At 71.3% G+C, this 26,647-nt stretch carries 20 protein-coding genes and 1 pseudogene; 12 read left to right on the top strand and 9 right to left on the bottom strand.

Going from position 1 to position 26,647, the window contains the following annotated elements; translation table 11 throughout:
• The first annotated feature begins 162 nt into the window (after positions 1–162).
• A complete protein-coding gene (locus AC5P1B_RS14390) occupies positions 163–1,146 on the top strand; it encodes a VldE C-terminal domain-containing protein (protein WP_493887442.1) in 984 nt (327 codons plus the stop codon).
• A 327-nt stretch (positions 1,147–1,473) separates the two neighbouring features.
• A complete protein-coding gene (locus tag AC5P1B_RS14385) occupies positions 1,474–1,890 on the top strand; it encodes an ATP-binding protein (RefSeq protein ID WP_493887441.1) in 417 nt (138 codons plus the stop codon).
• A 96-nt stretch (positions 1,891–1,986) separates the two neighbouring features.
• Here the strand turns inward: AC5P1B_RS14385 and dapC are convergent, their stop codons facing one another.
• Both dapC and fdxA read right to left on the bottom strand, forming a co-directional pair.
• Entirely contained in the window at positions 1,987–3,108 is a 1,122-nt protein-coding gene (gene dapC / locus AC5P1B_RS14380; protein WP_493887440.1) for a succinyldiaminopimelate transaminase, read from the bottom strand.
• A 273-nt stretch (positions 3,109–3,381) separates the two neighbouring features.
• The gene (gene fdxA / locus AC5P1B_RS14375; RefSeq protein WP_176163910.1) at positions 3,382–3,708 is read right to left on the bottom strand and encodes a ferredoxin; all 327 of its coding nucleotides are present in this window, start codon (positions 3,706–3,708) and stop codon (positions 3,382–3,384) included.
• Positions 3,709–3,847: 139 nt separating this feature from the next.
• On the opposite strand from fdxA, the gene AC5P1B_RS14370 reads away from it, so the two are divergent.
• Positions 3,848–4,990: a GNAT family N-acetyltransferase gene (locus AC5P1B_RS14370; protein WP_493887439.1), complete on the top strand. Its 1,143-nt coding sequence runs from the start codon at positions 3,848–3,850 to the stop codon at positions 4,988–4,990.
• A gap of 17 nt (positions 4,991–5,007) precedes the next feature.
• Entirely contained in the window at positions 5,008–5,838 is an 831-nt protein-coding gene (locus AC5P1B_RS14365; protein ID WP_493887438.1) for a transglutaminase-like and tetratricopeptide repeat-containing protein, read from the top strand.
• A 433-nt stretch (positions 5,839–6,271) separates the two neighbouring features.
• Here AC5P1B_RS14365 and AC5P1B_RS14360 read toward each other — a convergent pair whose 3' ends face one another.
• From AC5P1B_RS14360 to AC5P1B_RS14345, 4 genes are all read right to left on the bottom strand, one after another.
• Positions 6,272–9,079: a peptidoglycan binding domain-containing protein gene (locus AC5P1B_RS14360; protein WP_493887437.1), complete on the bottom strand. Its 2,808-nt coding sequence runs from the start codon at positions 9,077–9,079 to the stop codon at positions 6,272–6,274.
• A gap of 199 nt (positions 9,080–9,278) precedes the next feature.
• The gene (locus tag AC5P1B_RS14355) at positions 9,279–10,127 is read right to left on the bottom strand and encodes a DUF6113 family protein (RefSeq protein WP_493887435.1); all 849 of its coding nucleotides are present in this window, start codon (positions 10,125–10,127) and stop codon (positions 9,279–9,281) included.
• Complete coding sequence (gene mshB / locus AC5P1B_RS14350) at positions 10,124–11,119, bottom strand: N-acetyl-1-D-myo-inositol-2-amino-2-deoxy-alpha-D-glucopyranoside deacetylase (RefSeq protein ID WP_493887434.1); 996 nt, start codon at positions 11,117–11,119, stop codon at positions 10,124–10,126. The genes AC5P1B_RS14355 and mshB overlap by 4 nt, the downstream gene beginning before the upstream one ends.
• 88 nt (positions 11,120–11,207) lie before the next feature.
• Positions 11,208–11,402 (bottom strand): hypothetical protein, encoded by a 195-nt coding sequence (locus tag AC5P1B_RS14345; protein ID WP_493887432.1) that lies wholly within the window; start codon positions 11,400–11,402, stop codon positions 11,208–11,210.
• Positions 11,403–11,800: 398 nt separating this feature from the next.
• On the opposite strand from AC5P1B_RS14345, the gene AC5P1B_RS14340 reads away from it, so the two are divergent.
• Positions 11,801–14,083 carry a S9 family peptidase gene (locus tag AC5P1B_RS14340; protein WP_493887431.1) on the top strand — a complete coding sequence of 761 codons (2,283 nt, stop codon included), beginning with the start codon at positions 11,801–11,803 and terminating at the stop codon, positions 14,081–14,083.
• A gap of 103 nt (positions 14,084–14,186) precedes the next feature.
• Here the strand turns inward: AC5P1B_RS14340 and AC5P1B_RS14335 are convergent, their stop codons facing one another.
• Positions 14,187–15,437, bottom strand: a complete 1,251-nt coding sequence (locus AC5P1B_RS14335; protein ID WP_493887430.1) for a hypothetical protein — start codon at positions 15,435–15,437, stop codon at positions 14,187–14,189.
• 603 nt (positions 15,438–16,040) lie between these two features.
• Between AC5P1B_RS14335 and AC5P1B_RS14330 the strand changes: the two genes are divergently transcribed.
• From AC5P1B_RS14330 to AC5P1B_RS14300, 7 genes and pseudogenes are all read left to right on the top strand, one after another.
• A complete protein-coding gene (locus AC5P1B_RS14330) occupies positions 16,041–17,090 on the top strand; it encodes an ABC transporter permease (protein ID WP_493887429.1) in 1,050 nt (349 codons plus the stop codon).
• Between the two features lie 134 nt (positions 17,091–17,224).
• Positions 17,225–19,015: an ABC transporter substrate-binding protein gene (locus AC5P1B_RS14325; RefSeq protein WP_493887428.1), complete on the top strand. Its 1,791-nt coding sequence runs from the start codon at positions 17,225–17,227 to the stop codon at positions 19,013–19,015.
• Between the two features lie 96 nt (positions 19,016–19,111).
• On the top strand, positions 19,112–20,089 hold the full coding sequence (locus AC5P1B_RS14320; protein WP_493887427.1) for an ABC transporter permease: 978 nt from the start codon (positions 19,112–19,114) through the stop codon (positions 20,087–20,089).
• Positions 20,090–20,102: 13 nt separating this feature from the next.
• Positions 20,103–21,131: pseudogene (locus tag AC5P1B_RS14315) on the top strand (ABC transporter ATP-binding protein); the annotation flags it as partial.
• A 242-nt stretch (positions 21,132–21,373) separates the two neighbouring features.
• A complete protein-coding gene (locus tag AC5P1B_RS14310; RefSeq protein WP_493887426.1) occupies positions 21,374–22,681 on the top strand; it encodes an ABC transporter ATP-binding protein in 1,308 nt (435 codons plus the stop codon).
• 108 nt (positions 22,682–22,789) lie between these two features.
• Positions 22,790–23,305, top strand: coding sequence for a pyridoxamine 5'-phosphate oxidase family protein (locus AC5P1B_RS14305; protein WP_493887425.1), 516 nt, complete (start codon positions 22,790–22,792; stop codon positions 23,303–23,305).
• A 227-nt stretch (positions 23,306–23,532) separates the two neighbouring features.
• Positions 23,533–24,150 (top strand): TOPRIM nucleotidyl transferase/hydrolase domain-containing protein, encoded by a 618-nt coding sequence (locus AC5P1B_RS14300; RefSeq protein ID WP_493887424.1) that lies wholly within the window; start codon positions 23,533–23,535, stop codon positions 24,148–24,150.
• A gap of 107 nt (positions 24,151–24,257) precedes the next feature.
• Here the strand turns inward: AC5P1B_RS14300 and AC5P1B_RS14295 are convergent, their stop codons facing one another.
• Together AC5P1B_RS14295 and AC5P1B_RS14290 are read right to left on the bottom strand one after the other, a co-directional pair.
• Positions 24,258–25,694 (bottom strand): ABC transporter ATP-binding protein, encoded by a 1,437-nt coding sequence (locus AC5P1B_RS14295; RefSeq protein ID WP_493887423.1) that lies wholly within the window; start codon positions 25,692–25,694, stop codon positions 24,258–24,260.
• Positions 25,684–26,625, bottom strand: a complete 942-nt coding sequence (locus AC5P1B_RS14290; protein ID WP_493887649.1) for an ABC transporter ATP-binding protein — start codon at positions 26,623–26,625, stop codon at positions 25,684–25,686. Before AC5P1B_RS14290 ends, AC5P1B_RS14295 begins: the two co-directional genes overlap by 11 nt.
• Between the last annotated feature and the right edge of the window lie 22 nt (positions 26,626–26,647).

Here is a 26,647-nt window from a genome sequence, read left to right as displayed (position 1 = left end):
GGGCCCACCCCGCAGCCAGGCCTGACACGGCACAGGCCGACCGCCGGACGAGGCCGGCCACCGCGCCGTCCAGCCGCGCGGCATGGCGGTCGACGGACGTACCGCGTGCCTGCTCAAGGCCCATGCCGAGGTGGATGAACGCACTCCAGTACGGTGTGTCGCGTGTCCCTCCCCTTCCTTTCCAGCCGCGCTCGCCGGGTCCGTGCGGGAGTGGCGTGCGCGGTGCTTCTCGCGCTGGCCGGGTATGTGACGGCGCATCTGCTGACCGGCGGCGGAGGGCCGCCGCGCTGCACCGTACGGGCCGATGGCGAGAGCCTGGAGCTGGACCCGCAGCAGTCCGTGAACGCGGCCGCCATCTCCGCGGTCGCCTCCTCCCGCGGGCTGCCGGACCGGGCGGTGACCATCGCGCTCGCGACCGCCATGCAGGAGTCCGGGCTGCGCAACATCCGGCGCGGCGACCGGGATTCCCTGGGGCTGTTCCAGCAGCGGCCCTCGCAGGGCTGGGGGTCCGCGCGGCAGATCCTCGACCCGGTGTACTCGGCCCGGAAGTTCTTCGACGACCTGGTGAAGGTCCCCGGCTACTCGCGGCTGCCGCTGACGGTGGCGGCCCAACGCGTGCAGTTCAGCGGCTATCCGCAGGCGTACGCGAAGCACGAGGCGAAGGCCACGCTGCTGACCTCGGCGCTGACCGGGCGGCTCGCCGCCTCGTTCCGCTGCCCCGCGCCCCCGGACGACGGGCACTCCGGCGACCCGGCGGAGGTCCGCAGGCTGCTGGCCCGCGAGTTCGGCCCGAAAGTGCTGTCGGACGGCACCGACGGCACCGACGGCACTGACGGCGGGGACGACACGGACGGCGGGACGGCCCGAGGCGGGCGCGGTGGCCATGAGGTCGCCGTCCCCGTACGGGCGGCCACCCCGGGCGGCGATCCCGGGCGACGCGGCTGGGAGCTGGCGCACTGGGCGATGGCACACGCCACTCAACTGCGGATCGCCCGGATCTCCTACGCCGACCGGGAGTGGTCCGCGGCGGATTCAGGAAAAGGCTGGCGGACTGTTCCGCGGCATTCCCCTCACTCTCCCGACTCAGCCACGGGAGCATCCTCGGGGAATTCCACGGCAGAGGTCCGGATCAGCCTCAAGCACTGAAAGCGAACCGCTTCGCGCAATAGTGCGGTGAACACTTCCATCGAGTGGTGCGCGGCGCGCCTCCGCGCGATTCACGGCCCCACATGCCTGTCCGCGAGGCGCAGTGGGCGGGAAATCACCGAATCCCTGGCAGACAAAGGGCCGCAACGACTTCTCTTGTGATCAACTCGGCATCGAATTGACCCACTTTACCCGAACAGATAATGCGACTCATTAACAATTCTTTACTCTCTTTACCCGCAACCTTCACGCTTCTCGCGCGGTAGTCACTGCGTCCGCAGGCTGGACATCGCATGTCAATCAGCATCACACCGTTGAAGGAGCACTATGTCCCTCCCCCTCACGCGTCGGATTGCCCGGGCCGCGCTGCTGGTCGCCGCGGGCGCGGCTCCGGTGGTCGGTGCCGCTGGTTCGGCCAATGCCGCCCCCGCGCAGCTCCCCATGGACAAGGCCGGCCTGAGCACCACGGACAATGCCGACTGGGGCGAGACGGTGGACAGGACCTCACGGCACGCCACCGACACGACGGGCCACGTCGGCAGCGAGTTGATCAAGCAGAGTGTTCCGGCCGCGGGCAGGACGGTCGGCAAGCTCGGCAAGACCGCCGCCCCGCCGGTCCAGGAGGCCGCGTATGGCTCGGCGAGGGTGCTGGACAAGACTTCCGACGCCGTGGCCGCGGATGAGTTCCTGAAGGGCGGAATGAAGAACGACAACCTGGCCGGCGGCCTGCCGACGATCACCTGACGTACCGCGGCCGGCGCTCCCCTACGCACGAAGGGCCCAGGAAGCGACGCGCTTCCGGGGCCCTTTTGGGTGCCTGCCGCCGTCCGTGCCGCGCTGTCAGCCCTTGAGTCGCTGAACCGCCGCGGCGACCCGCTCGTCGGTCGCCGTGAAAGCAACCCGTACGAAGCGCTCGCCCGCCACTCCGTAGAAGTCGCCGGGCGCGACGAGGATGCCCCGCTTGGCGAGGTCGCCGACGGTCTCCCAGCACGGCTCCTCGCGGGTGGCCCACAGATACAGCGACGCCTCGCTGTGCTCGACGCGGAACCCGTTCGCCTCCAGCGCCGTGCGCAGCGCCGCACGGCGCCGCGCGTAGCGTTCCCGCTGCTCAGCGACGTGCGCGTCGTCGCCGAGCGCGACGACCGTGGCCGCCTGCACCGGGGCGGGCACCATCAGGCCGCTGTGCTTGCGCACCCGCAGCAGCTCGCCCAGCACGGCGGCGTCGCCCGCGAGGAACGCCGCGCGGTATCCGGCGAGGTTGGACCGCTTGGACAGGGAGTGCACGGCGACGAGACCGTCGTAGGAGCCGCCGCAGACGTCCGCACGCAGGACGGAGACGGGCTCGGTCTCCCAGCCGAGTTCGAGGTAGCACTCGTCGCTGACCAGCAGCACTCCGTGCCGCCTGGCCCAGGCGACGGCGCGGCGCAGCTCGTCGGCCGGCATGACCCGGCCCGTCGGGTTGGACGGCGAGTTGAGCCAGAGCAGCTTCAGCCCGGCGGGATCGAGCCCGGCGACGCTCGCGTCGTCAGCGAACACGTCGAGGTCGTACGGGACGGGCTCGGCGCCCGCCAGCCGCGCGCCCACCTCGTACGTCGGGTAGGCGAGCCGGGGAAACGCGACACGGTCGCCAGGGCCGAGACCCAGCTGCGCCGGCAGCGCGGCCACCAGTTCCTTCGACCCGACGACGGGCAGCACCTGGGAGTGGTCCACGCCGGGCGCGCCCAGCCGCCGCTCCACCCAGCCGGTGAGGGCGTCCCGCAGCGCGACGGTGCCCCACACGGTGGGGTAGCCGGGGCTGTCGGCCGCAGCCGCCAGGGCCTGCTGGATCAGCGCGGGGACCGGGTCCACCGGGGTCCCCACGGAGAGGTCCACGAGGCCGTCCGCGTGGGCCGCGGCGGTGGCCTTGAACGGCTCAAGCCGGTCCCAGGGAAAGACGGGGAGGCGGTCGGAGACTGGGGACACGGTGCTGTGCTCTCTTTCCACGAACTTTGCGGGAATTCCGGGGACGTTCCGGAATCGCGGAATGCTGGACTTCCGGAAACTTTGCTGGGGCCGTCCCCGGATCTTCCCCGCTGACGAACCCGCCTACGTACAACGCCCACGTACAACGCAGAGGAAACGCCTCGGCCCCGCGCGGCCGCTCCGCCACCCGCGCCGAGGGCGCGGCGGAGGGCCATGCGGGACCGAGACCGCGCTGACCGCGCGGAGCCTATCGGGACCGGTCAGACCTCACGGTCACTCGTCGTGGCTCTGCGGGGGGAGTGCGGCGATGAAGGGGTGGTCCCGCTCAATCAGGCCCAGCTTCGAGGCACCACCGGGCGAACCGAGCTCGTCGAAGAACTCGACATTCGCCTTGTAGTAGTCCTTCCACTCCTCCGGAGTGTCGTCCTCGTAGAAAATGGCCTCAACCGGGCAGACCGGCTCGCACGCACCACAGTCGACGCATTCGTCAGGATGGATGTACAAGGACCGGGAGCCCTCGTAGATGCAGTCGACGGGGCATTCCTCGATGCAAGCCTTGTCCTTCAGGTCAACACAAGGCTCCGCGATGACGTAGGTCACGCTGTCGTTCCTCCTCGGTAGGGCTGGCGGACCGGTGTGCGGCTCCGCCGCGTGGCGCGCGGGAGCGCGGCGTCGTCGATGCCCACACCTAGTATCTCCGTTCCGGGGCAGGACACGAACATGAGGGGCGGACAGAGCTGTGGAGTTCACCACGGGCGGACGGCTTGAGGTCAGAATCACCCCCGCTGACGTGGGCAAACGTGTATCAGTACGGCGCCTGAACGATCCAGGGGGTGGGCCCCAGAAGTTCACCGACACGGTAGGGGTGCTCACATCGTGGACAGGGGGTGTGCTCTGGATCACCCGCCGCGGCGGGGAGGAGGTCCGCGTCGCGGAAGCCTCGCTCGTCGCGGGCAAGGTCATCCCGCCCGCACCCGGCGCCCGGCCGGGCGACGCCCCCGTCCGGCGGCGCGGCCCCGCCGCCAATGCGCGCGAGCTCGACCGCGTGGCGGCTCGCGCCTGGCCGCCGGTCGAACAAGAGCGGCTGAGCCCGGCGGGCCCTGGCTCGGGGCCCGGCTGGGAGCTGCGCGCGGCTGCCGGATTCACCCGGCGCGCCAACTCCGTACTGCCGCTCGGCGACCCCGAACTGCCCCTCGATGAGGCGCTGCGCCGGGTGACCGCATGGTACGCCGAACGAGGGCTGCCCGCGTACATCCAGGTCAGCACCGGAGCACAGGGGACCCAGGAGCAGCTTGCCGAAGCGCTCGCCGAGCGCGGCTGGACGCGCGAGGTCTCCGCGCTGGTGCGCATCGCCGCCCTGGCGCCGATCGCCGACCGCCCGCTCCCGGACGCCGGGGCCGCGCGCGTCGAGCTGTCCCGCGACATCGACGACGCCTGGCTGGCCCGCTACCAGCGGTTCAGCCGCCCTGGCCCCGAGGTGCGGAAGGTGCTGTGCGGCGGGCCCTCGGTGTGGTTCGCGACCGTACGGGAGAGTCCCGGCGAAACCGGCGGCGCGGCGGGCACGGACAGCGCCGGGGCGGGAACAGGGGCCGAAGCGGGGGCGGAGACGGGCAGCGGCGTCGCCGCGATCGGCCGCTGTGTGATCGACGGCCGCTGGGCAGGGTTCACCGCGGTCGAGGTCGCCCCCGGGCACCGGCGGCTGGGGCTGGCCGGGGCCGTGATGACAGCTCTGGCCCGTAAGGCCCTGGACGAGGGCGCGTCGGCGGCGTATCTCCAGGTCGAGACGGACAATGAGGGAGCGCGCGCCCTTTACGACGGCATGGGCTTCACCACACACCACTCCTACCACCACTGGCGCGCCCCCCGGGACGACGCCCACTGAGCGGGTACGAGGCACGCATGTACGACATCACGGACCGACGGCGGCAGTTCGCCGAGGCAGCCCGCGAGGAGCGGCCGGACTTGGCGCTGCTCTGTCTGCTGGTCGGCGCCGAGGCCGACGAGGAGCTGGGCCAGGAGGGAATCGACGAGGCCCAGATCGAACTCGACCGGCTCGCCGGGCTCCTGCCGTTCGCCCCCGGCGGCCCCGACGGCTGGGCCACCGCGCTGGCCAGGCTGCTCGGCGAACGCTGCGACTTCCGCGGCACCCCGGCCGACTACCGGCGCCTGGAGTCCTCCCTGCTGCACGAGGTGCTGCGGCGCCGCAGAGGGCTGCCGATCCTGTTGTCCGTGGTGTGGATGGAGGTGGCCAGGCGCGCGGGAGCACCGGTGTACGGGGTGGCGCTGCCCGGCCATTTCATCATCGGCTTCGGCGATCCGATGGGCCGGCACGCCCTCGTGGACCCGTTCGACGGCGGCCGTCCGCTCTCGGGAGACGACGCGGCGCTGCTGGTCGCCGGTGCCACCGGCACCCCGCTCTCCCCGGCGATGCTCGCGCCCGCCGAGCCGCTGGAGATCGTGCTGCGCGTGCTCAACAACATCCGGGCCTGGGCCGCCGCCCGCCCCGAGCGCAGCGATGTGCAGTTGTGGGCGGTCGAGTTGTCCCTGCTTCTGCCGAGCCACCCGGCGCGCCTGCGCTACGAGCACGCGGAACTGCTCGTGCAGCGCGGCGACTTCGCCCACGGGGCGCGGGAGATGGAGGAGTACGCGGAGGTCATCTCGGCGATGGAGCCAAGCGCGGCGGAAACGGTCCTCAGGCAGGCGCGCGCGGCACGGGCGCTGCTCAACTGAGTACGCGCCTGTCGGCCTCGTACGCACCTGTCGGCTTAGTACGTACCCGTCGGCTTTAGTAGGCACTTGTCGGCTGAGTACGTGCCTGTCGGCGTACGTACCTGTCGGCACGGCTCGGCACGGTGACGCGCGCCGACAGAGACACCCGTCCGGGACAGCCGTACGGGACAGCCGTACGAGGCAACCGGCCGGGCAGCCATACGGAACAACCGTCCGGAGCGACCGCCCGTACTGCTCGAAAGCAACCACCCACACTGCTCGAAACAGCCGTCGGCGCCACCTCGGCACAGCCGCCCGCCCCGCCCGTAACGGCGTCCGGCCCCGCCCGGATGGGCGGGGCCGGACGGCGGCTGCGGGTGGGGCCCCTGGGAGGCGGCGGCGGGCCGGGGTCCGGCCTGCCGCCCCGCCCCAGGTCTGGTCAAACCAGATCAGATCAGCCGACGGTCGCTCCGGGGATCACGCTCACGCGCTCGGCGGGCGTCTTGCCGGTCAGCGCCCGGCCCATCGCGGTCGCCACATCCGTGGGCTTTACAGGCGTCTTGCTGCCGTCGCCGCGTTCGATCAGGACCCCGTCGAAGGTCTGGCCGTACAGCGCCTCTATCGCGTCGAGGTCGAAGTGCTCGACCAGGTCTCCCTTGACCACGCGCATGGAGAGGATCTGCGGCAGCGAGCGGTCCGGGCCGAACTGGATCTTGGCAGCCCCGGCCTGGACCGTGACCAGGCCCGACATCGCGGGTTCGGCGAACGACTTCATCTTCCTGTCGATCTCAGCGTTCGAGACCTTCGGGTTCTTGGAGACGCTCGGCAGCGCGATGGCCCGGTTCTTGCCCGTCGCCGCGCGCTCGCGGTACGCGTCGGAGATGACCTGTACCGACTTGTCGACATCGAGCGCCTTGCCCGCCTTGCCGTACACGGCGACGGCCTTGCCGGGCTCGAACTTGATCGTGCCCTCCCTGGCCGTCCCCGAGCCGCCCGCCAGCCGTTTCAGGGCATCCCTGAGCTTCTCCTCGTCCACGGTGACCTCGGCGTCGGCCTCCTTCGTGCCGCCGAAGAGCGAGCCGACCACGGTGACCGGGTTGTAGTCACGCCCGGCGGTGGCCCGCACGGTCGCCTCGGTGTCGATCGACAGACCGGCGACGGCAGGCTTCAGCTCCAGCTGCTCGCCGTCGACGGACACCTTGAGCGGCGCGGTCGTACGGTTGCCCAGCTCGGAGTCGAGCTTCTTCACGGCCTCCTCCTTGGAGGTGCCGCCGATGTCGATGCCGAGGACGGTGGTGCCGTTCGGCACGTCCGCGTGGCCGAGGACCAGACCGGCGCCGTACGCCACACACGCCACGGTGATCACCCCGACCGCGGCCATCACCAGCTTGGAGCGGCCCTTCTTCTTGGCCTTGCCGCCGCCTCCGCCACCACTCGGCGCGGGCGCCGGTGCGGCGGGCGGGACGCTGTCGCCGCCGGAGGCCGCCGGCTGCCCCCCGCCGTCGCTGGGCGGGACCACGGGAACGCCACTGACCAGGGTGTTCCCGGAGACGTGCTCGGGCGGGGCGCCGCCTCGCGCGGCGAGCGCGTCCAGGGCGGCGAGGGCCGCGCGCTCGCTCTCGGTCTGCTCGGACTCGCCGGTCGCGGCACCCTTCGCGGGCCCGCCCTTGCCCGACGACGTTCCCGCGCCCTTACCGGAAGCCTTGCCCCCGGCCTTGCCAGAAGCCTTGCCCGGGCCGCTGCGCGTCGTCGCTCCGAGGCCACCGGCGGCACCGGGGCCGGGCGGCGGCGCGGACGGCGACCCCGGGTGCTGCGGCGTCAGCCGCGCGGTGTCGCCGCCGCCGGGCTGGTCCACACGGGGACCACCGGCGCTGGCTCCGTCGAAACCGGGCCCACCGGCGCCGTCGAAGCCCGCGCGGTCGAAGCCGGCTCCATCGAAACCAGCGCCGTCGAAACCAGTCCCGTCGAACCCGGTCCCGCCGAGGCCGGGGCCGTCGAAGCCGGGAGAGCTGAAGCTTGCGGCGGGGTTCGCGCCGGGCGGCGGAGTGAGGCCGGGCGGCGGCGGGAAGTCCGGCGGCGGCACCGGCATGTCCCCGGTGGTGGGACCGCCGGTCGGACCAGCCGGTCCGGCCGGTCCGCTGGGACCGGTGCCGTTCAGCCACGGGCTGGGGAAGCCGTCGGGCGGCGTGTCCGTACGCCCCATGCGGTCCGCCGACGGATAGCCGGGCGGGCCGGGCGGGAAGGCGGCGGCACCGTCCGGTCCCCTGCCCGGCGCACCGGCGCCGATGCCGCCGTCAGCGCCAGGCCCCATGCCCGGGTAGCCGCCCAGCGGATCGGTCAGCGGGTCACCCAACGGGCCGGGCAGCGGATCGGTCAGCGGGTCAGGCAGCGGGTCGGTCAGCGGGTCGGTCAGCGGATCGCCCTCGGGGACGCCCATCGCTCCGCCCGCGCCGCCGCCTTGCTGGCCCTGCTGGCCCTGCTGGCCCTGCTGGCCCTGCTGGAAGTACGGCGGCTGGTCAGCCTGGGGGGCGCCGCCCGCGCCGGGGCCGTCCTGAGCGTCGCCGTACAGGGCGTCCGCGTCGAAGACGGCGAAGGGCTGCGTCGTCTCCTGGGTGCTCTCCGGCGTCACCGGCGGGCCGGGCAGCGGCGAGTTGGCCGTGGTGGACGCGTTCTGCCCAGGCCGGGACTTGCGGGGCGCGAACCAGTCGCTGGTCCGCTCCGGGTCCTTCCGCTGCGGCTCACCGGCCGCCGAGGAGCTGCCGGTGCCGGACGTGGTGCCGCCCGCGGGCGGAACGGCCGGACCGGAACCGCCACCCGGCTTCGCCCCCGGAGCGGACCCGGAGCCGCTACGGGAGGCCGAGCCGCCCCCCGCGCCACCCTGCTGGGAACCGGTCGCGCCGCCACCACCCGCGCGCTGCTCACGCCCGGTCCCGGAAGCGGGACCCGAGGCGGAACCGTCGCCGGTGCCAGGACCGGCGGAACTGTCCTCGTTGACCGGCTTCCGCACGACGACCGGCGGGATCGGCCGCGAACCCGGGATGTTGATCCGGATGCGGGTGGTCAAAGTGGTCTCTGTCTTCGGCTCCTCGGGCCGGGTCGGCGCCGCCTCAGGGGCGTCACCGTCAACGTTGTCGTACGGGGCCTCCTGGGTCGGGTGCGGCGACGGATACTGGCGCGATCCGTACGGCGGGGTACCCGACGGGTACGCGGCATCGCCGCGACCCTGGGGCCCGGAGGACGAACTGTCAGATTCACGGCTCAAAGCAGGTTCTCCCAGTTAGCTCCGCCGCCCCCCATCTCGCGCTGGGGTTCCCCACGCCGTAGGCCAGGGGAGGCTCGGCGGCGCGCACCACCATACTGGGCACCGCCGACCAGCACTTGTCGGCCGCCGTTTCCCCACTCCAAGCGGGTCCACGGCACGGCACTCAGCTATCTGTGGACGTCACACCTAAAACGTGACGTCATTTCCCAAGTCGGGCCGCCGGGGCCGCCGGTTGCGGCAGCTTCGGCACCGTGGCACACATCACACCCGTGAACATGCCGCCGAGCAAGAAGAGATACGAGCCGACTCCCGTACCGAACACGAAGTCGCCCTCCGGCCGGGTCGCGGTAAGAAACAGCACGATCACCAGCCAGCCGCCCGCCGGAGACCAGCCGCCGCCCCGCGTGCCGAGGGCCCGCAGCCCCCCGTAACACAGCGCGGCGATGCCGAGCAGCGCCAGCAGCAACCCGCCCGGGAACCAGGCCGCTTGCACCAGCGCGCCCGCGATGCCGACGACGGCGCCCGCCACCAGTAGCAGCGCGTACCACCCGATCCGGGCCGGACTGAACGGCTTGGTCAGCCAGGCACCCGGCTCAGCCGTTCCGCCGCCCGCGCCCCGGGCGCCCGCGCCGGTGCTCGAACCACTCGCCGCGCCCGCCCGAGCGCCGGCGCCCGCACGGGAGCCACGGGAGCCGACGCCTCCGTCGGCCTTGCCCGCGTCGCCGCCGGACGTCGCGTTCTTCGCCCGCCCCGCGCCGGTCGCGCCAGCAGCGCCCCGGCCAGGACCGCCGCCAGCAGCCTTCGCACTCACACCCGCACCCGTATCCGTCCTCGTGTCCGTACCCCTATCCATACTCGTGCCCGCATCCGTGTGTGTATGCGTATCGATGTGCGGGTCCGCGGCCGGGCTCGCGCCGCCCGCTGCCGCGTCCTTACGCGCGCCCGCCTTCGACCGCGCGCCTCCCGCGGCCTTCTGCGGCTGCCGCTCGGCGGCTCCCTTGCCCGAAGCGGCTCGCGCGCGCCGTGCGCCGTCGCGCTTCCCGGTCATACGACCACTCCGGCGAACAGGTCGTTCTCGTGCCCGGCCTGGGCCTGCGGCCCGGGCTGCCCCTCGGCGAGCTGGTAGTACTCGGTCGTGAGCAGCGGCTGGCCCAGGTTGTTCGAGAGGGCGAAGAAGTCGCCGTCCACGGTGATCTGGGTGGCGTGCGCCCGCATCGCGGCCGCCTTCGCCGCCGCGTACGCGCTGCCGCCGACCGCCGCCGTCACCGACTCGTCCTCGACCACGCCGGGCACGTCCGCCACCGAGGCGATGCCGGGGAACGGACCGCCCCCGGGCCGCTCGGCCAGCTCACGCAGCCGCGCGAAGCCCTCCTCGATGACGGAGCGCGGCACACAGTTCCAGTAGGTCTTGGCGATCTCATGGGCGTCGCCGAGGTCGCGGCGGAAGCCGGGCTCGGCGGCGAGTTCCGCCGCGCGCGTCGCGACCCGGTGCGCCTTGATGTGGTCGGGGTGGCCGTAGCCGCCGTTCGGGTCGTACGTGACGAGCACCTGCGGCCTGATCTCCCTGATGACCTCCACCAGGCACGTGGCGGCCTCGTCGGTGTCGGCCTGCCAGAAGGCCCCGGGGAGCCGGTTCTGCGGCAGGCCCATCATCCCCGAGTCGCGGAACCGGCCGGGGCCGCCGAGAAAGCGGTGGTCGGTGACGCCCAGTTCCTTCATCGCCGCGGCGAGTTCACCGGCCCGGTACGCGCCGAGGGCGCTGACCGGTCTGGGGTTCTCCTCATGCGGTGACGCGACCCCATGGGGCGAGGGGGCTTGTTGACGCGCTGGATCACCCTGGAGAGTGGCGGCGGCCGGGTCGGCGACCAGGTGCGCCAAGTCCGCCGGGATCACCTCGCCCTCCTCGCCGAGGGTGCAGGTCACCAGCGTGACGTGCACGCCTGCCGAGGCGTACGCGGCCATGGTGGCGCCGTTGTTGATCGACTCATCGTCCGGGTGCGCGTGCACCAGGAGAAGACGCCGGGCGGGGAGGACGGTCATACAGGACAGCCTACGAGCCCGCCCCGCTCCCCGGAGACGGGGCGGGGAGGGGTGGGTCATCGAAGCTTCGCCGTGCGCCCGTGAACACTCAGATCTTTATGTCACCGATGACGCCCGCGACGTTGTTCCCCAGTTCGTCGATGGTCGGGGCGGCGGACGAGCTGGCGAGGTAGAAGCCCAGCATCACGCAGACCACCGCGTGACCAGCCTTCAGCCCGGACTTCTTCACCAGCAGGTAGACGATGATCGCCAGCAGCAACACCGCTGAAATCGAGAGTGCCACAGCGGCTCACCTCCAGGTTCACGCGTCGGACGTAAGGACTTCGCAGGACTTCAAAGGACTTCGCTCGCGGAGCGGCCACGGACTCCCGCACCCACGGATCGCGTCGCGGCAGGAGAGTCATACCCACTCTGCGCGAAGGATCATAACTTTCCGTGCGCCCGCACGTCTCGGTGCACGGGAGCATGACAGGGGCGCATGCCTGTTCGCATGTGCCGCTGCGAACAGCCTCCGCCCCACCAGCGCGCGGCGCCCCCGGGGGGGGGACCCCCAGACTCATCCCCAGCCAGCCCCTGTCCCCGCCCCTGCCGTCCGCTATCCCCCGCCCAACCTCCGGTATCCGGACGGAATGCGGCCCGGAGGGCAGCCTTGCCCGGGGGTTGGCCCGTAGGCTCGGGCGCATGACCGGACAGCTCTCGTTTCCTCGGCAGTACGCGCGCACACAGCGCTTCACTCTCGGCGCGCCACGTGCCTTCAGCGTGTCCCCGGATGGCGCGCGCGTGGTCTTCCTGCGCTCACCCGGCGGCAGCGACCGGGCGAACCTGCTCTGGGTCCTCGATGTCGCCGAGGGCAGGGAGTATCCGGCGGCGGACCCCGCCGTGCTGCTGGGCGGCGCCGGGGAGGAACTGTCGGCCGAGGAGCGGGCGCGCCGCGAGCGCAGCCGCGAGGGCGCCGCCGGGGTCGTCGGCTACGCGACGGACAATGCCGTCGAGTTGGCCTCTTTCGCGCTGTCAGGACGGCTGTTCCTCGCCGAGCTGCGGGCCGGGACCACCCGTGAACTGCCCCTGGGTGAGGCGCGTGGACCGGTCGTCGATCCGCGTCCGTCGCCCGACGGACGGCACGTCGCCTACGCGGCGGGCGGCGCGCTGCGCGTCGTCAGCAGCGAGGGCAAGGACGACCGAGCGCTGGCCGAGGCGGAGGCCGAGGACGTCACGTACGGTCTCGCCGAGTTCATCGCCGCCGAGGAGATGGACCGCTCCCGGGGCTTCTGGTGGTCGCCCGACAGCGACGCGCTGCTGGTGGCGCGGGTGGATGAGGCGCCCGTGGAGCGCTGGTGGATCGCCGACCCGGCCAACCCCGAGCGGGAACCGGCCAAGGTCGCCTACCCGGCCGCGGGCACCGCCAACGCCAAGGTCACGCTCTTCGTCCTCGGCCTCGACGGCAGGCGCACGGAGGTGATCTGGGACCAGGTGCGCTTCCCGTACCTGGCGCGCGTGCACTGGTCGGCGGACGGCCCGCCGCTGCTGCTCGTCCAGGCCCGTGACCAGGGCACCCAGCGGTATCTGACGGTCGACCCGGTGACCGGCGAGACCCGCACCGTGCACGCCGACGAGGACGAGGCATGGCTTGACCTCTTCCCCGGGGTGCCCGCGTGGACGCCGGACGGCCAGCTGGTGCGGATCGCCGACGAAGCCGGTGCGCGCGTGCTGATGGTCGGTGATCAGCGGCTGACGTCGGGAGCGCTGCACGTGCGCGCGGTCCTCGACATCGGCGAGCGGGACGTGCTGTTCTCCGCGTCCACCGGCGAGGAGGCCGGGCTTCCCGGCGCGCCGGGCGAGATCGGGGTGTACCGCGCGTGGTTCCGCAGCGGCGGCGGCCCCGACTTCCCCCGGACGGAGTCGCGGGGAACCTCTCCCGTGCCGCATGCGCACACAGGGTGGGAGCCGGTCGGCCAACTCCCCTACCCGGCCGTGACGTCCGCCGTGCGCGGCGGTCAGGTCCTGGTCCTGCCGTCGGTGAGCCTGGACCGTCCGGGTGTCCGGGTCGAGGTCGTACGCGCGGATGACGAGCACGGCCCCGACGAGTGGCAGCGGCTCGCGGAGATCGTCAGCCACGCGGACCGGCCCGTCATCGAGGCGAGGCCGCAGCTGGTCTTCGCGGGCGAGCGGGACATTCCGTGCGCGGTCCTGCTGCCCACCGGTTACGCGGACGGCGACGGGCCGCTGCCGGTCCTGATGGACCCGTACGGCGGGCCGCACGGGCAGCGCGTGGTCGCCGCGCACAACGCGCACCTCACTTCGCAGTGGTTCGCCGACCAGGGCTTCGCCGTCGTCGTCGCCGACGGCCGCGGCACCCCCGGCCGCTCCCCCGGCTGGGAGAAGTCCGTCCGGAACGAGCTCGCCGCTGTCACCCTGCAGGACCAGGTCGACGCGCTGCACGGGCTCGCGGACCGCTTCCCGCTCGACCTCGGCCGGGTCGCCATCCGCGGCTGGTCGTACGGCGGTTACCTGGCCGGGCTCGCCGTGCTGCGCCGTCCCGACGTCTTCCACGCGGGCATCGTGGGCGCCCCCGTCACCGACCAGCGGCTGTACGACACGCACTACACCGAGCGGTACCTGGGTCACCCCGGCGAGCAGCCCGAGGTGTACGCGCGCAACTCGCTGATCACCGACGAGGGCCTGTCAGGAGCGGCGGACCAGGCCCGGCCGATGATGATCATTCATGGGCTCGCCGATGACAACGTGGTCGCCGCGCACACCCTGCGGCTCTCCTCTGCGCTGCTCGCCGCGGGCCGCCCGCACGAGGTGCTGCCGCTGTCCGGGGTGACCCATATGACGCCCCAGGAGCAGGTCGCCGAGAACCTCCTGCTGCTCCAGGTCGACTTCCTGCGGCGCTCGCTCGGCCTCGACCAGCCCACCGCCGCAGGCGGCGGGACCGCCGCGGAGAGCGACCCGAAGGCGTAACCGACACTGCCATGTCCGGTCCGGGCGCCGCTGGTTGGCTGTGCCCGGGCCTGCTCTCCCGTGGGTCTGTATCCCTCCCCGGGCCCTCCGGACCTCGCGTCGGCTACCAGCCCGGCGGCGGAGACGGCGGTGGCGGCGGCCCCGGAGGCGGCGGCGGTGAGCCGTAGCCCCCGCCGTAACCACCGCCTCCCGCATCACCTGGGTACCCACCGTCCTGATAGCCACCGCCCTGGTAACCGCCGTCCTGATAGCCACCGCCCTGGTAGCCGTCCCCCTGGAAGCCGTCACCTTGGTAGCCACCGGCCGGGTAACCGCCGGCCGGGTAGCCGTAGCCCTGGGCCTGGTCGTCGTAGCCGTCCCCGTAGGGCGGGCCGGGCTGACCCCAGCCGTCCGGCGCGCCGATGGGGCTCGGTCCGCGCGGCGCGAGCACCAGCAGGGCTATCAGCCCGGCGAACACCTCGACGAACGACGAGACCACGAAGAGCTTGCCGCTCGTGGGCAGGTCATCCATGTGGTCGAGCCAGTCCTGCTTGATGATCTTAGAGGAGTCGGCGACCGCGAAGCCGGTGATCAGGAACGCCGCCGTCATGCCCAGCGGCCGCGCGATGGGCGCCCGGCCCAGCGCGAGACCGCCCGCCAGCAGTGCGAGCGCGACCAGCGCCCAGGCGGCCCACCCATCGGGCTGGTCCAGCACGGAGAGCAGCTGCTGCTCGCCGGTGAGCTGGCGTTTGTACGACTCCCACTCCAGCTGCTGCGCGAAGTAGATCTGCCAGGCCGCGAGCACACCGCCCAGCCCGACGAGGAAGAGGAAGGCGGTCACAGCGGCGGCTGTCGAAGGCCGCGAGGGCGGCCCGGGGTCGGAGGGCCAGGCCGGAACCTGCGCCCCGTACCCCTGGCCCGCCGCGGCGGGCGGCCGCCGGGAGAGCGCCACCGCGAGGATCAACGCGGCGCTGAGCAGAACCCCGGCCCAGGCGGTGAGGGACGCACGGGTCTTCAGTCCCTCGGGGAGGCCCTGCATCCAGTCGGCTTCGAGGTTCCACAGCGTGGGCAGCCGCAGGACGATGGTCGCCAGCGCCACGGCGACGAAGGCGCCGCCCGCCGAGGCCGAACGCAGCGCGGTTATCCCGACGACGGCGTAGAGCACGAGCAGCAGGAGGTCGTAGTAGGAGGAGCCGATCAGGGCGCCCGTGTACGCGTTGTACGGGATGCCCACCCAGTTCCACCACAGGTGGCTGCCCTTCTCCAGCTCGTCGAGGTCGCGGATGATCCAGGCCAGCGAGACGGCTCCGAGCACCGCGCAGTACAACGCGCCGAACACCCGCGTCCCGCGTGTGATGGTCCTGCCTTCGCCCATGCTGACCGCCCCCCTGCCCCGCCAAAGCCCCCGCCCGGCACCACAGGTCTACCCACGGCTCACGTCGCTCAATATGCGCGCGGGGAGAATCTTTGAGAAAGATGAAACTGATCGCGTGGGCGGCCCCCAGTGAAACCGTCAAAGGTGGAACCAATGAAAGGGAAACACCGGCAAAGCGCGTGGGCGGCGGAAATCTCTGGCCAGAACTGCGAAGAGTGGACGCGGCGGGGTGACGACCGGCCGGGGGCGGCGTTTTCCCGCTGTCCCCGGCCGGTCCACGGCACCCGCACGGCCGTACGCTGTTGAGCATGCCGCGTCCGTATAACGGCGTTGCGACAGTGAAGTTGCCTGCTTGTTAACGCATTTGATGGCCTTTTATGAGCGTCTGCCGCGCAGAATTGATCATTGTCAAGCACGCAGTGACCTCAATCTGCAAAACCTTCGCTCAAGAAGACCGAGAACCTGATTTAACCCTCGGTCAGACCCTTGACTGAGCTGCGAATTCATTGCGAAAGTCCGCTCATCTGGCGGCGTACAACCAGCGTCCGCGAGGAGTCCACGGGGCACGGCACGGCGAGTGATGAAGTGCGGGGGCGCTACGCGATGACGAGTCCATCCCAGGCCGCGGCGGCAGGGGCCGAGCCGACTGCCGGTCCCGCGGGCCCCGGCGTCCCCAAGGACGGCCCGGGCGACCCCGCGGTGGTCGAGACGCTGATCGGTCTCTCCCCCCGCCAGCTGATGTGGCGGCGCTTCAAGCGGGACAAGGCCGGAGTGATCTCCGCCTTCATCGTGCTGTTCTTCTTCGCCGTCGCCGTCCTGGCCCCGGTGATCTCCTGGCTGTACGGCAAGGACGCGTACACCACCTACGGTCTGGACCGCCCCGAGCTGCTCGACAGCGTCACCGGCTACCCGATGAAGCCCAACGGCGGCATCGACGGCGAGTTCTGGTTCGGCATCGAGCCCAACCTCGGCCGTGACGTGATGATGCAGCTCGTCTACGGCATCCGCACCTCGCTGCTGATCGGCCTGGCGGCGACGGTGCTCTCCACCCTCACCGGCATCATCGTGGGCGTCGTCGCCGGGTACGCCGGCGGCCGCACCGACTACTTCCTCGGCCGCGTCATCGACCTGCTCCTCTCCTTCCCCCAGCAGCTGTTCTTCGTGGCGTTCATGCCGGTGATCACCGCGCTGTTCGTCAGCCCGCAGAAGGAGACACCCACCTATCTGCGGGTGACGGCCCTGGTCCTGGTGCTGTGGCTGCTCGGCTGGATGCAGCTGGCGCGGCTGCTGCGCGGCCAGGTGCTGTCGCTGCGCGAGCGCGAGTTCATCGAAGCGGCCAGGGTGACCGGCGCCTCGCCCTGGCGCATCGTCCGCAAGGAGCTGCTGCCCAACCTGGGCACGCCGATCCTCGTGCAGTCGACCCTGATGCTGCCGATGTTCGTGACAGCGGAGGCGGGGCTGTCCTTCCTCGGTGTCGGCGTGGTGGAACCGACCCCGGACTGGGGCCGGATGTTCGCCAAGGGCGCCCAGTTCTACGAGGGCGACATCACCTACATGTTCTTCCCCGGCGTCGCGATGGTGATCTTCGTAGTCGCCTTCAACCTGCTCGGGGACTCGGTCCGGGACGCCATGGACCCGAAAACCACGCGGTGACAGCAGGCGGCAGGACGCCGGCAGGTGTCGGCCCGCAAGGCCCCGCACGCACGACAGGCGCCGACAGCGGAGCGCCACCCGGCAGGCAGCAGTGGCAGCAGTGTTCGTCCGATGAGGCAGGTGCTTTCACAACCATGACGGTCAACCGCACATCCAGAGCCAGGACCTGCGCCATCGCGCTGGCCGCCGGAGCCCTCGTGCTCACGGCGTGCAGCGAGGGCGGGGGCAGCTCCGACAACGACAACTCCAAAGAGCCGTCGATGGAGGCCCAGGGCATCACCCTCGGCTCCAGCGCCGACTCCGCGGGCCCCGCGAAGGATCTGCCAGGCGCCAAGAAGGGCGGCACGGTCAGCGTCCTCCAGCGCGACGCCTTCGAGCACCTGGACCCCGGGCAGATCTACGTCAGCGACGAGCTGATCATGCAGACGGTCTACAACCGCACGCTGACCAACTACCAGATCGACGCCAAGACCGGGAAGACCAAGCTGGTCGGCGACCTCGCGACGGACACGGGCAAGTCCTCGGACGGCGGCAAGACCTGGACGTACACCCTCAAGGACGGGCTGAAGTTCGAGGACGGCACGCCCATCACGTCCAAGGACGTCCGGCACGCCGTCGAGCGGCTGTACGCGAAGTACCAGACCAATGGGCCCACGTACCTCCAGCAGTGGCTCTCGGGGAAGGGCCAGAGCTACCGCAAGGCGCTGCCGGACGGCCCGTACAAGGGTGACCACCTGCCCAAGTCCGTGCTGGACACGCCGGACGACAAGACCGTCATCTTCCACTTCGACCAGCCGCGTGCGGAGGTCCCGTTCGCCGTCGGGATGCCCAACATCGGCGCTGTCCCGGCGAGCAAGGACACCAAGGAGAAGTACGACAAGGCGCCGGTGGCGTCGGGCCCGTACAAGATCTCCAGCTTCAAGCCGGGCAAGGGCATCACGTTCGTCAAGAACGATCAGTGGGACCCGAAGACCGACCCGATCAGGCACCAGTACGTGGACAAGTTCGAGGTCTCCTTCGGCCACCAGTGGGTGGACTCCACGCGCCGCCTCCAGGCCGACAAGGGTGCCGACAAGAACGGCATGACCTGGACGAACGCGGTCGACGCCTCACAGATCTCCACGGTACTCAAGGACAAGGACGCGATGAGGCGTTCGCTGACCCGCACCCAGCCGTATGTGGACGTCGTCAGCATCAACACCAGCCGGGTGCGGAACAAGAAGGTCCGCGAGGCGCTGGCCTGGGCGTTCCCGAACGGCCAGTACCTCCAGCAGTACGGCGGGCCGAAGGCCGGTGAGATCGCCGGGTCGCTGGTCGGCCCGACGCTCAAGGGGCACAACGCCAAGTTCGACCCGTTCGAGAAGAAGAAGTACCCCGGCGGCAACATCAAGAAGGCGAAGGAGCTGCTGAAGGAGGCGGGCGAGGAGGGCTACCGCATCGTCTACGCGTACGGGAACGACAAGCCCGCGCAGGACGCCTCGGTCGTCGTCGAACGCGCCCTGGAGAAGGCCGGGTTCAAGGTCGAGAAGAAGGAGATCGACCGCAGTACGTACTACACGCAGATCGGCAAGGTGAAGAACCAGTACGACCTGTACCGGTCGTCCTGGGGTGCCGACTGGCCGTCCGCCTCGACCGTCGTCCCGCCGGTGTACGGCGGCGAGAACGTCTACGACGACTCGCCGAACTACTCCCACCTGAACTCCCCGTCCGTCAACAAGGACATCGACCGGATCGCGAACCTCGCGGATGTGAACGAGGCCGCCCCCCAGTGGACCAAGCTCGGGGAGAAGATCCTCACCGAGGAGATCCCGCAGATCCCGGTCTTCTACAACCGGCTGTTCACCCTCTGGGGCTCCGGCATCGGCGGGGTGAAGTTCCACGAGCCGTACGGCGGCGTGGACCCCACCGCCGTCTTCGTGAAGTAGCGGCACCACCCACGCCGTTGGCGGCCCGGCCGCCGCCCCGCACCAGCGGGCGCGGCCGGGCGGCCGCCCCTACCGACCCGGAAGACCCGCGATGCCATGCTGAGATTCCTCGCCCGCCGATCCCTCGGCGCGATCGTGATCCTCGTACTCATCAGCGCGATCACGTTCTTCCTCTTCTTCGCGCTGCCCGCCGAGCCCGCCCGGCTGGCATGCGGCAAGAACTGCGACCCGGCGGCCCTGGCCATGATCAACAAGAACCTCGGCCTGGACAAGCCGGTCCCCGTTCAGTACTGGGACTTCATGGTCGGCGTCTTCGCGGGCCGCGACTTCCCCGTCGGGCACTGCGACGCGCCCTGCTTCGGCTACTCCTTCGTGACCCAGGAGCCGGTCTGGGCCACCATCGTGGACCGCTTCCCCACCACGCTCTCGCTCGCCCTCGGCGGCGCCGCCGTCTTCCTGGTGGCCGGTGTCGGCATCGGGATGATCGCCGCGTGGCGGCGCGGCACCTGGATCGACAAGTTCTTCAGCTCGCTGTCCCTGCTCGGCCAGTCCATGCAGATCTACTTCGTCGGCGTGCTGTGCCTGGCGTGGTTCGTCAGCGGTCTGGCCATCATGGACCAGCCCGCGTACCACCCGATCACCGACGACCCGGGGAAGTGGTTCAGCGGCATGCTGCTGCCCTGGCTGGTGCTCTCGCTGATCTTCATGGCCAACTACAGCCGTATGACCCGCTCCCAGATGGTCGAGCAGCTCCAGGAAGACCATGTGCGCACCGCGCGGGCGAAGGGACTGTCGAGCCGTACGGTCTTCTTCCGCTACGCCTGGCGCGGCGCCATCGCCCCCATCATCACCATCTTCGGTATGGACCTCGGCTCCCTGCTCGGCGGCGCGATGATCACGGAGTACACCTTCACGCTGCACGGCGTCGGACGGCTGGCCGTGGAGTCCGTGCAGCTCACAGACCTGCCCATGCTGATGGGTGTGATGCTCGTCAGCTCCGGGGCCATCGTGGTCTTCAACATCCTGGTGGACGCCACCTACGCCTTCATCGATCCGCGCGTGCGCCTCGCCTAGGAGCCCTGACGAGATGACCACAGTCACCAAGAGCGCGGGCGCCCCCGCCCCCAGTGCCGACGGCTCCTTCCTCTCCGTACGCGACCTGTACGTCCGCTTCTCCACCGAGGACGGCATCGTCAAGGCCGTCGACGGGCTGTCCTTCGACCTCGAACGCGGCCGGACGCTCGGCATCGTCGGCGAGTCCGGGTCCGGCAAGTCCGTCACCAACCTCACCGTGCTCGGCCTGAACGACCCCAGGACGACGGAGGTCACCGGCGAGATCCTGCTGGACGGCCAGGAACTGACCGGCGCCGGGGAACGGAAGCTGGAGAAGCTGCGCGGCAACAAGATGGCCATGATCTTCCAGGACCCGCTGACGGCCCTGTCCCCGTACTACACGGTGGGCCGCCAGATATCCGAGCCGTACCGCAAGCACACCGGCGCCTCCAAGCGCGAGGCGCGCCACCGGGCCATCGAGATGCTGGACAAGGTCGGCATCCCCAATGCGAAACTCCGGGTCGACGACTACCCGCACCAGTTCTCCGGCGGCATGCGCCAGCGCGCGATGATCGCCATGGCACTGGTCTGCGACCCCGACCTGCTCATCGCCGACGAACCGACGACGGCGCTGGACGTGACCGTGCAGGCCCAGATACTCGACCTGCTCGGCGACCTCCAGCAGGAGTTCGGCTCGGCGATCATCCTGATCACCCACGACCTGGGCGTCGTCGCCAACACCGCCGACGACCTGCTGGTGATGTACGCGGGCCGGGCCGTCGAACGCGGCACCGTACGCGACGTACTCCGCGCACCCCAGCACCCGTACACCTGGGGCCTGCTGGACTCCATGCCCAGCCTGACCACCCCCGTGGACACCCCGCTCTTCCCCATCCCCGGCTCCCCACCCAGCCTCCTCGCCCCACCCCCCGGCTGCCCCTTCCACCCCCGCTGCGCCTTCACCCCCCACGTCGACGGCGACCGCTGCGCCACGGACCGGCCCACACTCCCGGAGGGACGCGGGGCGGCGTGCCACTTGGGACCCGAGCAGAAGCGCGCGCTACGGAGGGCGGGCGGCGCGGCGAGGGCCACGGCACCGGGCGGCACTGGAACCCCCGCCGCAGCGGAGGCGGCGGCTCCCGAGCCGGCTGCCGGGGGCCGCGAGGCCGCCGAGTCACACGGGGCACACGGGGCACACGGGGCACACGGGGCACACGGGGCCACCGAAGCACCCGAGGAACACAGCGACCACAGTGATCACGGCGATCGGGGCGAGTCCGGCGGCCCCGGCGAGGGAGCTGCCCGATGAGCGAGGACATCACCCTGGCCAAGGCGGAAGCGAGCGGGGCAGGCGGCACGGGCGGGGCGAGCGGCACCAGCGGGGCGAGCGGGAGCGAGCGAGCGCCGACGCCAGGAAAAGGGAACGCCCCGGCGCCCGGAAATCCGTCGCGGGCGGGAGAAGCCCTGACACTCGGCGAGCCGCTGCTGGTCGCCGAGCGGCTGACCAAGCACTTCCCGATCATGGGCGGCTTCCCGTTCAAACGGAAGGTCGGCGCGGTGCAGGCGGTGGACGGCATCGACCTGACCGTTCACGCGGGCGAGAGCTTCGGCCTGGTCGGCGAGTCGGGCTGCGGGAAGTCCACCACCGGGCGGCTGCTGACCCGGCTGCTCGAACCGACCGGCGGCCGGATCAGCTACCGGGGCCACGACATCACGCACGCCGACCGCAAACGGCTCGCCCCGATCCGCTCCGAGATTCAGATGATCTTCCAGGACCCGTACTCCTCGCTGAACCCCCGGCAGACGGTCGGCAAGATCATCGCCGGACCGATGGAGATCAACGGCATCCGCCCGCCCGGCGGCAGGGAGGCCAGGGTCCGCGAACTGCTGGAGACCGTGGGCCTCAACCCCGAGCACTACAACCGCTTCCCGCACGAGTTCTCCGGCGGCCAGCGCCAGCGCATCGGCGTAGCCCGCGCCCTCGCCCTGGAACCCAAACTCATCGTCGCCGACGAACCGGTGTCCGCGCTGGACGTATCGATCCAGGCGCAAGTGGTCAACCTGCTCCAGCAGCTACGGCGCGAGCTGGGCATCGCCTTCCTCTTCATCGCCCACGACCTCGCCGTCGTACGCCACTTCTCGCAGCGCGTCGCGGTCATGTACCTCGGCAAAATAGTGGAGGTGGGCGACCGCGACTCCATCTACACCCGCCCCAGGCACCCGTACACCCACGCCCTGCTGTCCGCCGTCCCCGAAGCCGCGACGATGATGGACGCGGCCGAGCCCGACACTGACAGCGCGGCCGAGGGCGGCACAGCCACCCCCGCGCGCACCCGCCCCGGCCACGAACGCATCCGCCTCGCAGGAGACGTCCCCTCCCCCATCCGCCCCCCGTCCGGCTGCCGCTTCCGCACCCGCTGCTGGAAGGCCCAGGACACATGCGCCAGGGAAGAACCCCCACTCCTGCGCATCGAGGGCAACACCGAGGGCCACCTGTCGGCCTGCCACTTCCCGGAGGCCCCGACGGTCGCGCGTACGGAAGAAGTCATCCTGGACCCGGCACTGCTGGCGGCGGAGGGCGATCCGGGGAGCGGCCGGGTGGCGAAGACGTGAGATGCGGGGAGCGCGCGCAGCCCGCGACCTCGGGGGCGGGTGCGTTCTGTGGCGCCGTCCCGGCGGTCGTGCGAGGCTCGCTGGGACGGTCGAGTGAGGGGTGCGGGCATGGTGCGTACGGAGCCGGTCACCGAGTTGGACGCCCGGTACAGCAGTGAGGGCGCGGCGCCGACCGCGTGGGCGGTGGCGGAAAGGCACCTGACGGAAGCCGAGCTGTTCTGGCTCTCGACGGTACGTCCGGACGGCCGCCCCCACGTCACTCCGCTGATCGCCGTCTGGCTGGACGACGCGCTGTACTTCTGCACCGGCCCCGGCGAGCGCAAGGCCATGAACCTCGCGACGAACCCGCACTGCGTCCTCACCACAGGCAACAACGCCCTCGGTACGGGCCTGGACCTGGTGATCGAGGGAACGGCCGCCAACGTGAGCGATGAGACGCTCCTGCGCCGCGTCGCCGACGCTTACGAGACGAAGTACGGCAGCGACTGGCACTTCGACGTACGCGACGGCGCCTTCCACGGCGACGGCGGCCGGGCACTGGTCTTCACCGTCGCCCCGACCACAGCCTTCGGCTTCCGCAAAGGCGAGTACAGCCAGACGCGTTGGAGCTTCGAGCGGGAGTGACCGCGGGGGCGCGGAGCGCTCGCGGGGTTGCGGTGTGCGGCCGGTGGGGCCGCTGCGATGCGGGCCGCGTTGGGGGGCGGCGCGCCGGAAGTGCGCTGCGGCCATCGGTCGCTTTCGTGTGTGCGGCCTTTCCTTCGTCGGGCCGTCGGGGCCGACTGCTCACCGCCGATCGGCGCGCTGGCGGAAATTGCCTACCGTGGGGGCCGGAGAGGGCGGAGACTCGTCGCATGGCTGACATGGAGTCGTTCCGGGAGGCGGTCACCGCGTGGGCGGCCGGTGGGCCCGGCGACCCCGCGCGCGAGCTGGCCGAGCGGCTGTCCGTCCGGACAGCCGTCCTGCTCGAAGGGCCGAGCGACGTCGCAGCGGTCGCCGCGCTGGCCGCGAGCCGCGGCCGGGACTTGGAGGCCGAAGGAGTCTGCGTCCTGTCGATGGGCGGTGCGATGAGCGTCGGGCGCTTCGCCCGCCTCCTGGGGCCACGCGGCCTGGGCCTCCGCCTCACGGGACTGTGCGACGAGGCGGAGCGTCGCTACTACGCCCGCGGCTGGGAAGGGGCCAGTGCGGCACAGCAAGGGTTCTTCGTCTGCGCGGCGGATCTGGAGGACGAGCTCATCCGCGCACTGGGCGCGACACGGGTGGAGGAGCTCGTCCAGGCCGAAGGCGACCTGCGCGCCCTCCAGACCTTCCTGCGCCAGCCCGCGCAGCGAGACCGCACCTCACAGCAGCAGTTGCGGCGCTTCCTCGGCACGAAGAAAGGACGCAAGATCCGCTACGGTCGCGTCCTCGTCGAGGCCCTCGACCGCGACCGCGTGCCCGCCCCACTCGACGGCCTGCTCACGAGCCTGTGACCGCTGGGCGACGCCGGTCCACGTGCGGCCCGAGGCTGCTACGACCACGATCGCGGCCAGCATCGCCGTTTCCTCGGTGCGGCTGCCCGCCGTCGCCGCTGCCCCTCCTACTCCCCCGGCTGTTCCCCCTCGTCCGGGCCCTCCGCGACGTCCGGCAGGTCCGGGATCACCTGGCGTTCCTCGGCGAAGTGGCAGGCCGAGTCGTGTGCCACCGGCTCTTCCATGTCGCGGAACTTGGCGGGGATGGCCAGCAGGGGGACTTCGAGGGCGCAGCGTTCCTGGGCCTTCCAGCAGCGGGTGCGGAAGCGGCAGCCTGAGGGTGGGTTGGCCGGGGAGGGCACGTCGCCGGTCAGCAGGATGCGTGTCCGTTCTTCGCGGGCCTCCGGGTTGGGAACGGGGACGGCGGAGAGCAGGGCCTGCGTGTACGGGTGGGTGGGGTGGTCGTAGATCTCGGTCTCGGTGCCCACCTCGACCAGGCGGCCGAGGTACATCACGGCGACGCGGTCGGAGATATGGCGGACGACGGACAGGTCGTGGGCGATGAAGATGTAGCTCAGGTCGAACTCGTCCTGGAGTCGTTCCATCAGGTTGATGACCTGCGCCTGGACGGACACATCCAGGGCGGAGACGGGTTCGTCGGCGACGATGATTTCGGGGCGCAGGGCGAGGCCGCGGGCGATGCCGATGCGTTGCCGCTGGCCGCCGGAGAACTGGTGCGGGTAGCGGTTGATGTACTCGGGGTTGAGGCCCACCACGTCCAGGAGGTCCTGCACCTTGCGGCGGCGGTCGCCCTTGGGAGCCACCTCCGGGTGGATGTCGTACGGCTCGCCGATGATGTCGCCGACCGTCATGCGCGGGTTGAGCGAGGTGTACGGGTCCTGGAAGACCATCTGGATGTTGCGGCGGACGGCCTTCAGGGCGCGCCCCGAGAGTTTGCTGATGTCCTCGCCCTTGTAGCGGATGGCCCCGGCGGTGGGCCGTTCCAGGTGGACGAGCAGCTTGGCCACGGTCGACTTGCCGCAGCCGGACTCGCCGACGATGCCCAGCGTCTCGCCGGGCGCGAGGTCGAAGGAGACCCCGTCGACGGCCTTGACCGCGCCGACCTGGCGCTTGATCACGATGCCCTGGGTGAGCGGGTAGTGCTTGACCAGGTCGCGTACTTCCAGAATCGCCCCAGCCGATGCGGTGGGCTCGGTCGATACGAGGGGCGCCGTCGATGCGAGAGGCGCGGTCGCTCCCGTGGCCCCCCCGGCCGACGCGGCCGACGCGGCCGACGCGGCTCCCCCGGGCCCGGTCCGTTCCGCCGGTTCCGCCGCTACGCCCGGGCCGACCGGAGGGGTCAGGCCGTCGCGCCCGATCGAAGACGGCGGCTCCTTCGGGTCGTTCGGCCCGCCCGCCTCCCTCGGCCCGCCCGGCTCAGTCGGCTCGCCCGGCCCGTCGGCCCCGCCCGGCCCGTCTGGCCCGCCTGGCTCCCTCACCCCGCCTGGCCCGCCCGGCCCGCTTGCCCCGCCCGGCTCCGTCGGCTCGCCCGGCTCATTCGTCATTGAGCGTCTCCCTCCAGAAGTGGCAGGCGCTCGCCCGCTCCTCGCCGGTGACCGGGAACAGGGGTGGCCGGTCGGTGCGGCAGATGTCCTGGGCGCGGGGGCAGCGGGGGTGGAAGGGGCAGCCGGAGGGGATGTGCAGCAGATTGGGTGGGAGGCCCTTGATCGCGTACAGCTCCTGTCCCTTCTGGTCGACGCGGGGGATGGAGTCGAGCAGGCCGCGGGTGTACGGGTGGGCCGGGGCGCGGTAGATGTCGTGGACGGGTGAGGTTTCCACGATGCGGCCCGCGTACATCACGGCGATCTTGTCGGCTACGTCCGCGACGACGCCGAGGTCATGGGTGATCAGGATGAGCCCCATGTTGAGCTCGCGCTGGAGCTCCGCCAGCAGGTCCATCACCTGGGCCTGGACGGTGACGTCCAGCGCGGTGGTCGGCTCGTCCGCGATGATCAGCTCGGGTTCCAGGGCCATCGCCATCGCGATCATGATGCGCTGGCGCATGCCGCCGGAGAACTGGTGCGGGTAGTCCCCCACCCGTTCGCGCGCGGCCGGGATGCGCACCCGGTCCATGAGTTCGGCCGCCCTCTTTCTGGCGTCCTTGCGCGAGAGGCCCCGGTGCACCTCGTACATCTCACCGAGTTGCGCGCCCACCGAGATCACCGGGTTCAGCGCGGACAGCGCGTCCTGGAAGATCATCGCCATCTTCGCGCCGCGTACCTTGCGCCGTTCCTCCCCGTTCAAGGTCAGCAGGTCGCGGCCCTGGAAGACGACCTGTCCGCCGGTGATGAAGCCGGGTGGCGAGTCGAGGATGCCCATCACGGCCTGCGCGGTGACCGACTTGCCCGAGCCGGACTCGCCGAGGACGGCGAGCGTCTCGCCCGCCTGGACGCTGTAGCTGACGCCGTTGACGGCCTTCGCGACGCCGTCGCGCATGCGGAATTCGACGTACAGATCG

It is taken from the genome of Streptomyces sp. A01 (assembly GCF_059026195.1).
The sequence above is the reverse complement of the archived record's forward strand: the minus strand, read 5'-3'. Positions and strand labels throughout refer to the sequence as shown.

Excerpts from the sequence above, each read along its gene's own strand:
- AC5P1B_RS14320 (WP_493887427.1), top strand. The coding sequence starts at position 19,112 with ATGCTGAGATTCCTCGCCCGCCGATCCCTCGGCGCGATCGTGATCCTC.
- AC5P1B_RS14330 (WP_493887429.1), top strand. The coding sequence starts at position 16,041 with ATGACGAGTCCATCCCAGGCCGCGGCGGCAGGGGCCGAGCCGACTGCC.
- AC5P1B_RS14290 (WP_493887649.1), bottom strand. The coding sequence starts at position 26,625 with ATGCGCGACGGCGTCGCGAAGGCCGTCAACGGCGTCAGCTACAGCGTC.
- AC5P1B_RS14385 (WP_493887441.1), top strand. The coding sequence starts at position 1,474 with ATGTCCCTCCCCCTCACGCGTCGGATTGCCCGGGCCGCGCTGCTGGTC.
- AC5P1B_RS14310 (WP_493887426.1), top strand. The coding sequence starts at position 21,374 with ATGAGCGAGGACATCACCCTGGCCAAGGCGGAAGCGAGCGGGGCAGGC.
- AC5P1B_RS14365 (WP_493887438.1), top strand. The coding sequence starts at position 5,008 with ATGTACGACATCACGGACCGACGGCGGCAGTTCGCCGAGGCAGCCCGC.
- AC5P1B_RS14295 (WP_493887423.1), bottom strand. The coding sequence starts at position 25,694 with ATGACGAATGAGCCGGGCGAGCCGACGGAGCCGGGCGGGGCAAGCGGG.
- AC5P1B_RS14355 (WP_493887435.1), bottom strand. The coding sequence starts at position 10,127 with ATGACCGGGAAGCGCGACGGCGCACGGCGCGCGCGAGCCGCTTCGGGC.
- AC5P1B_RS14325 (WP_493887428.1), top strand. The coding sequence starts at position 17,225 with ATGACGGTCAACCGCACATCCAGAGCCAGGACCTGCGCCATCGCGCTG.
- mshB (WP_493887434.1), bottom strand. The coding sequence starts at position 11,119 with ATGACCGTCCTCCCCGCCCGGCGTCTTCTCCTGGTGCACGCGCACCCG.
- AC5P1B_RS14340 (WP_493887431.1), top strand. The coding sequence starts at position 11,801 with ATGACCGGACAGCTCTCGTTTCCTCGGCAGTACGCGCGCACACAGCGC.
- AC5P1B_RS14335 (WP_493887430.1), bottom strand. The coding sequence starts at position 15,437 with ATGGGCGAAGGCAGGACCATCACACGCGGGACGCGGGTGTTCGGCGCG.
- AC5P1B_RS14305 (WP_493887425.1), top strand. The coding sequence starts at position 22,790 with ATGGTGCGTACGGAGCCGGTCACCGAGTTGGACGCCCGGTACAGCAGT.
- AC5P1B_RS14300 (WP_493887424.1), top strand. The coding sequence starts at position 23,533 with ATGGCTGACATGGAGTCGTTCCGGGAGGCGGTCACCGCGTGGGCGGCC.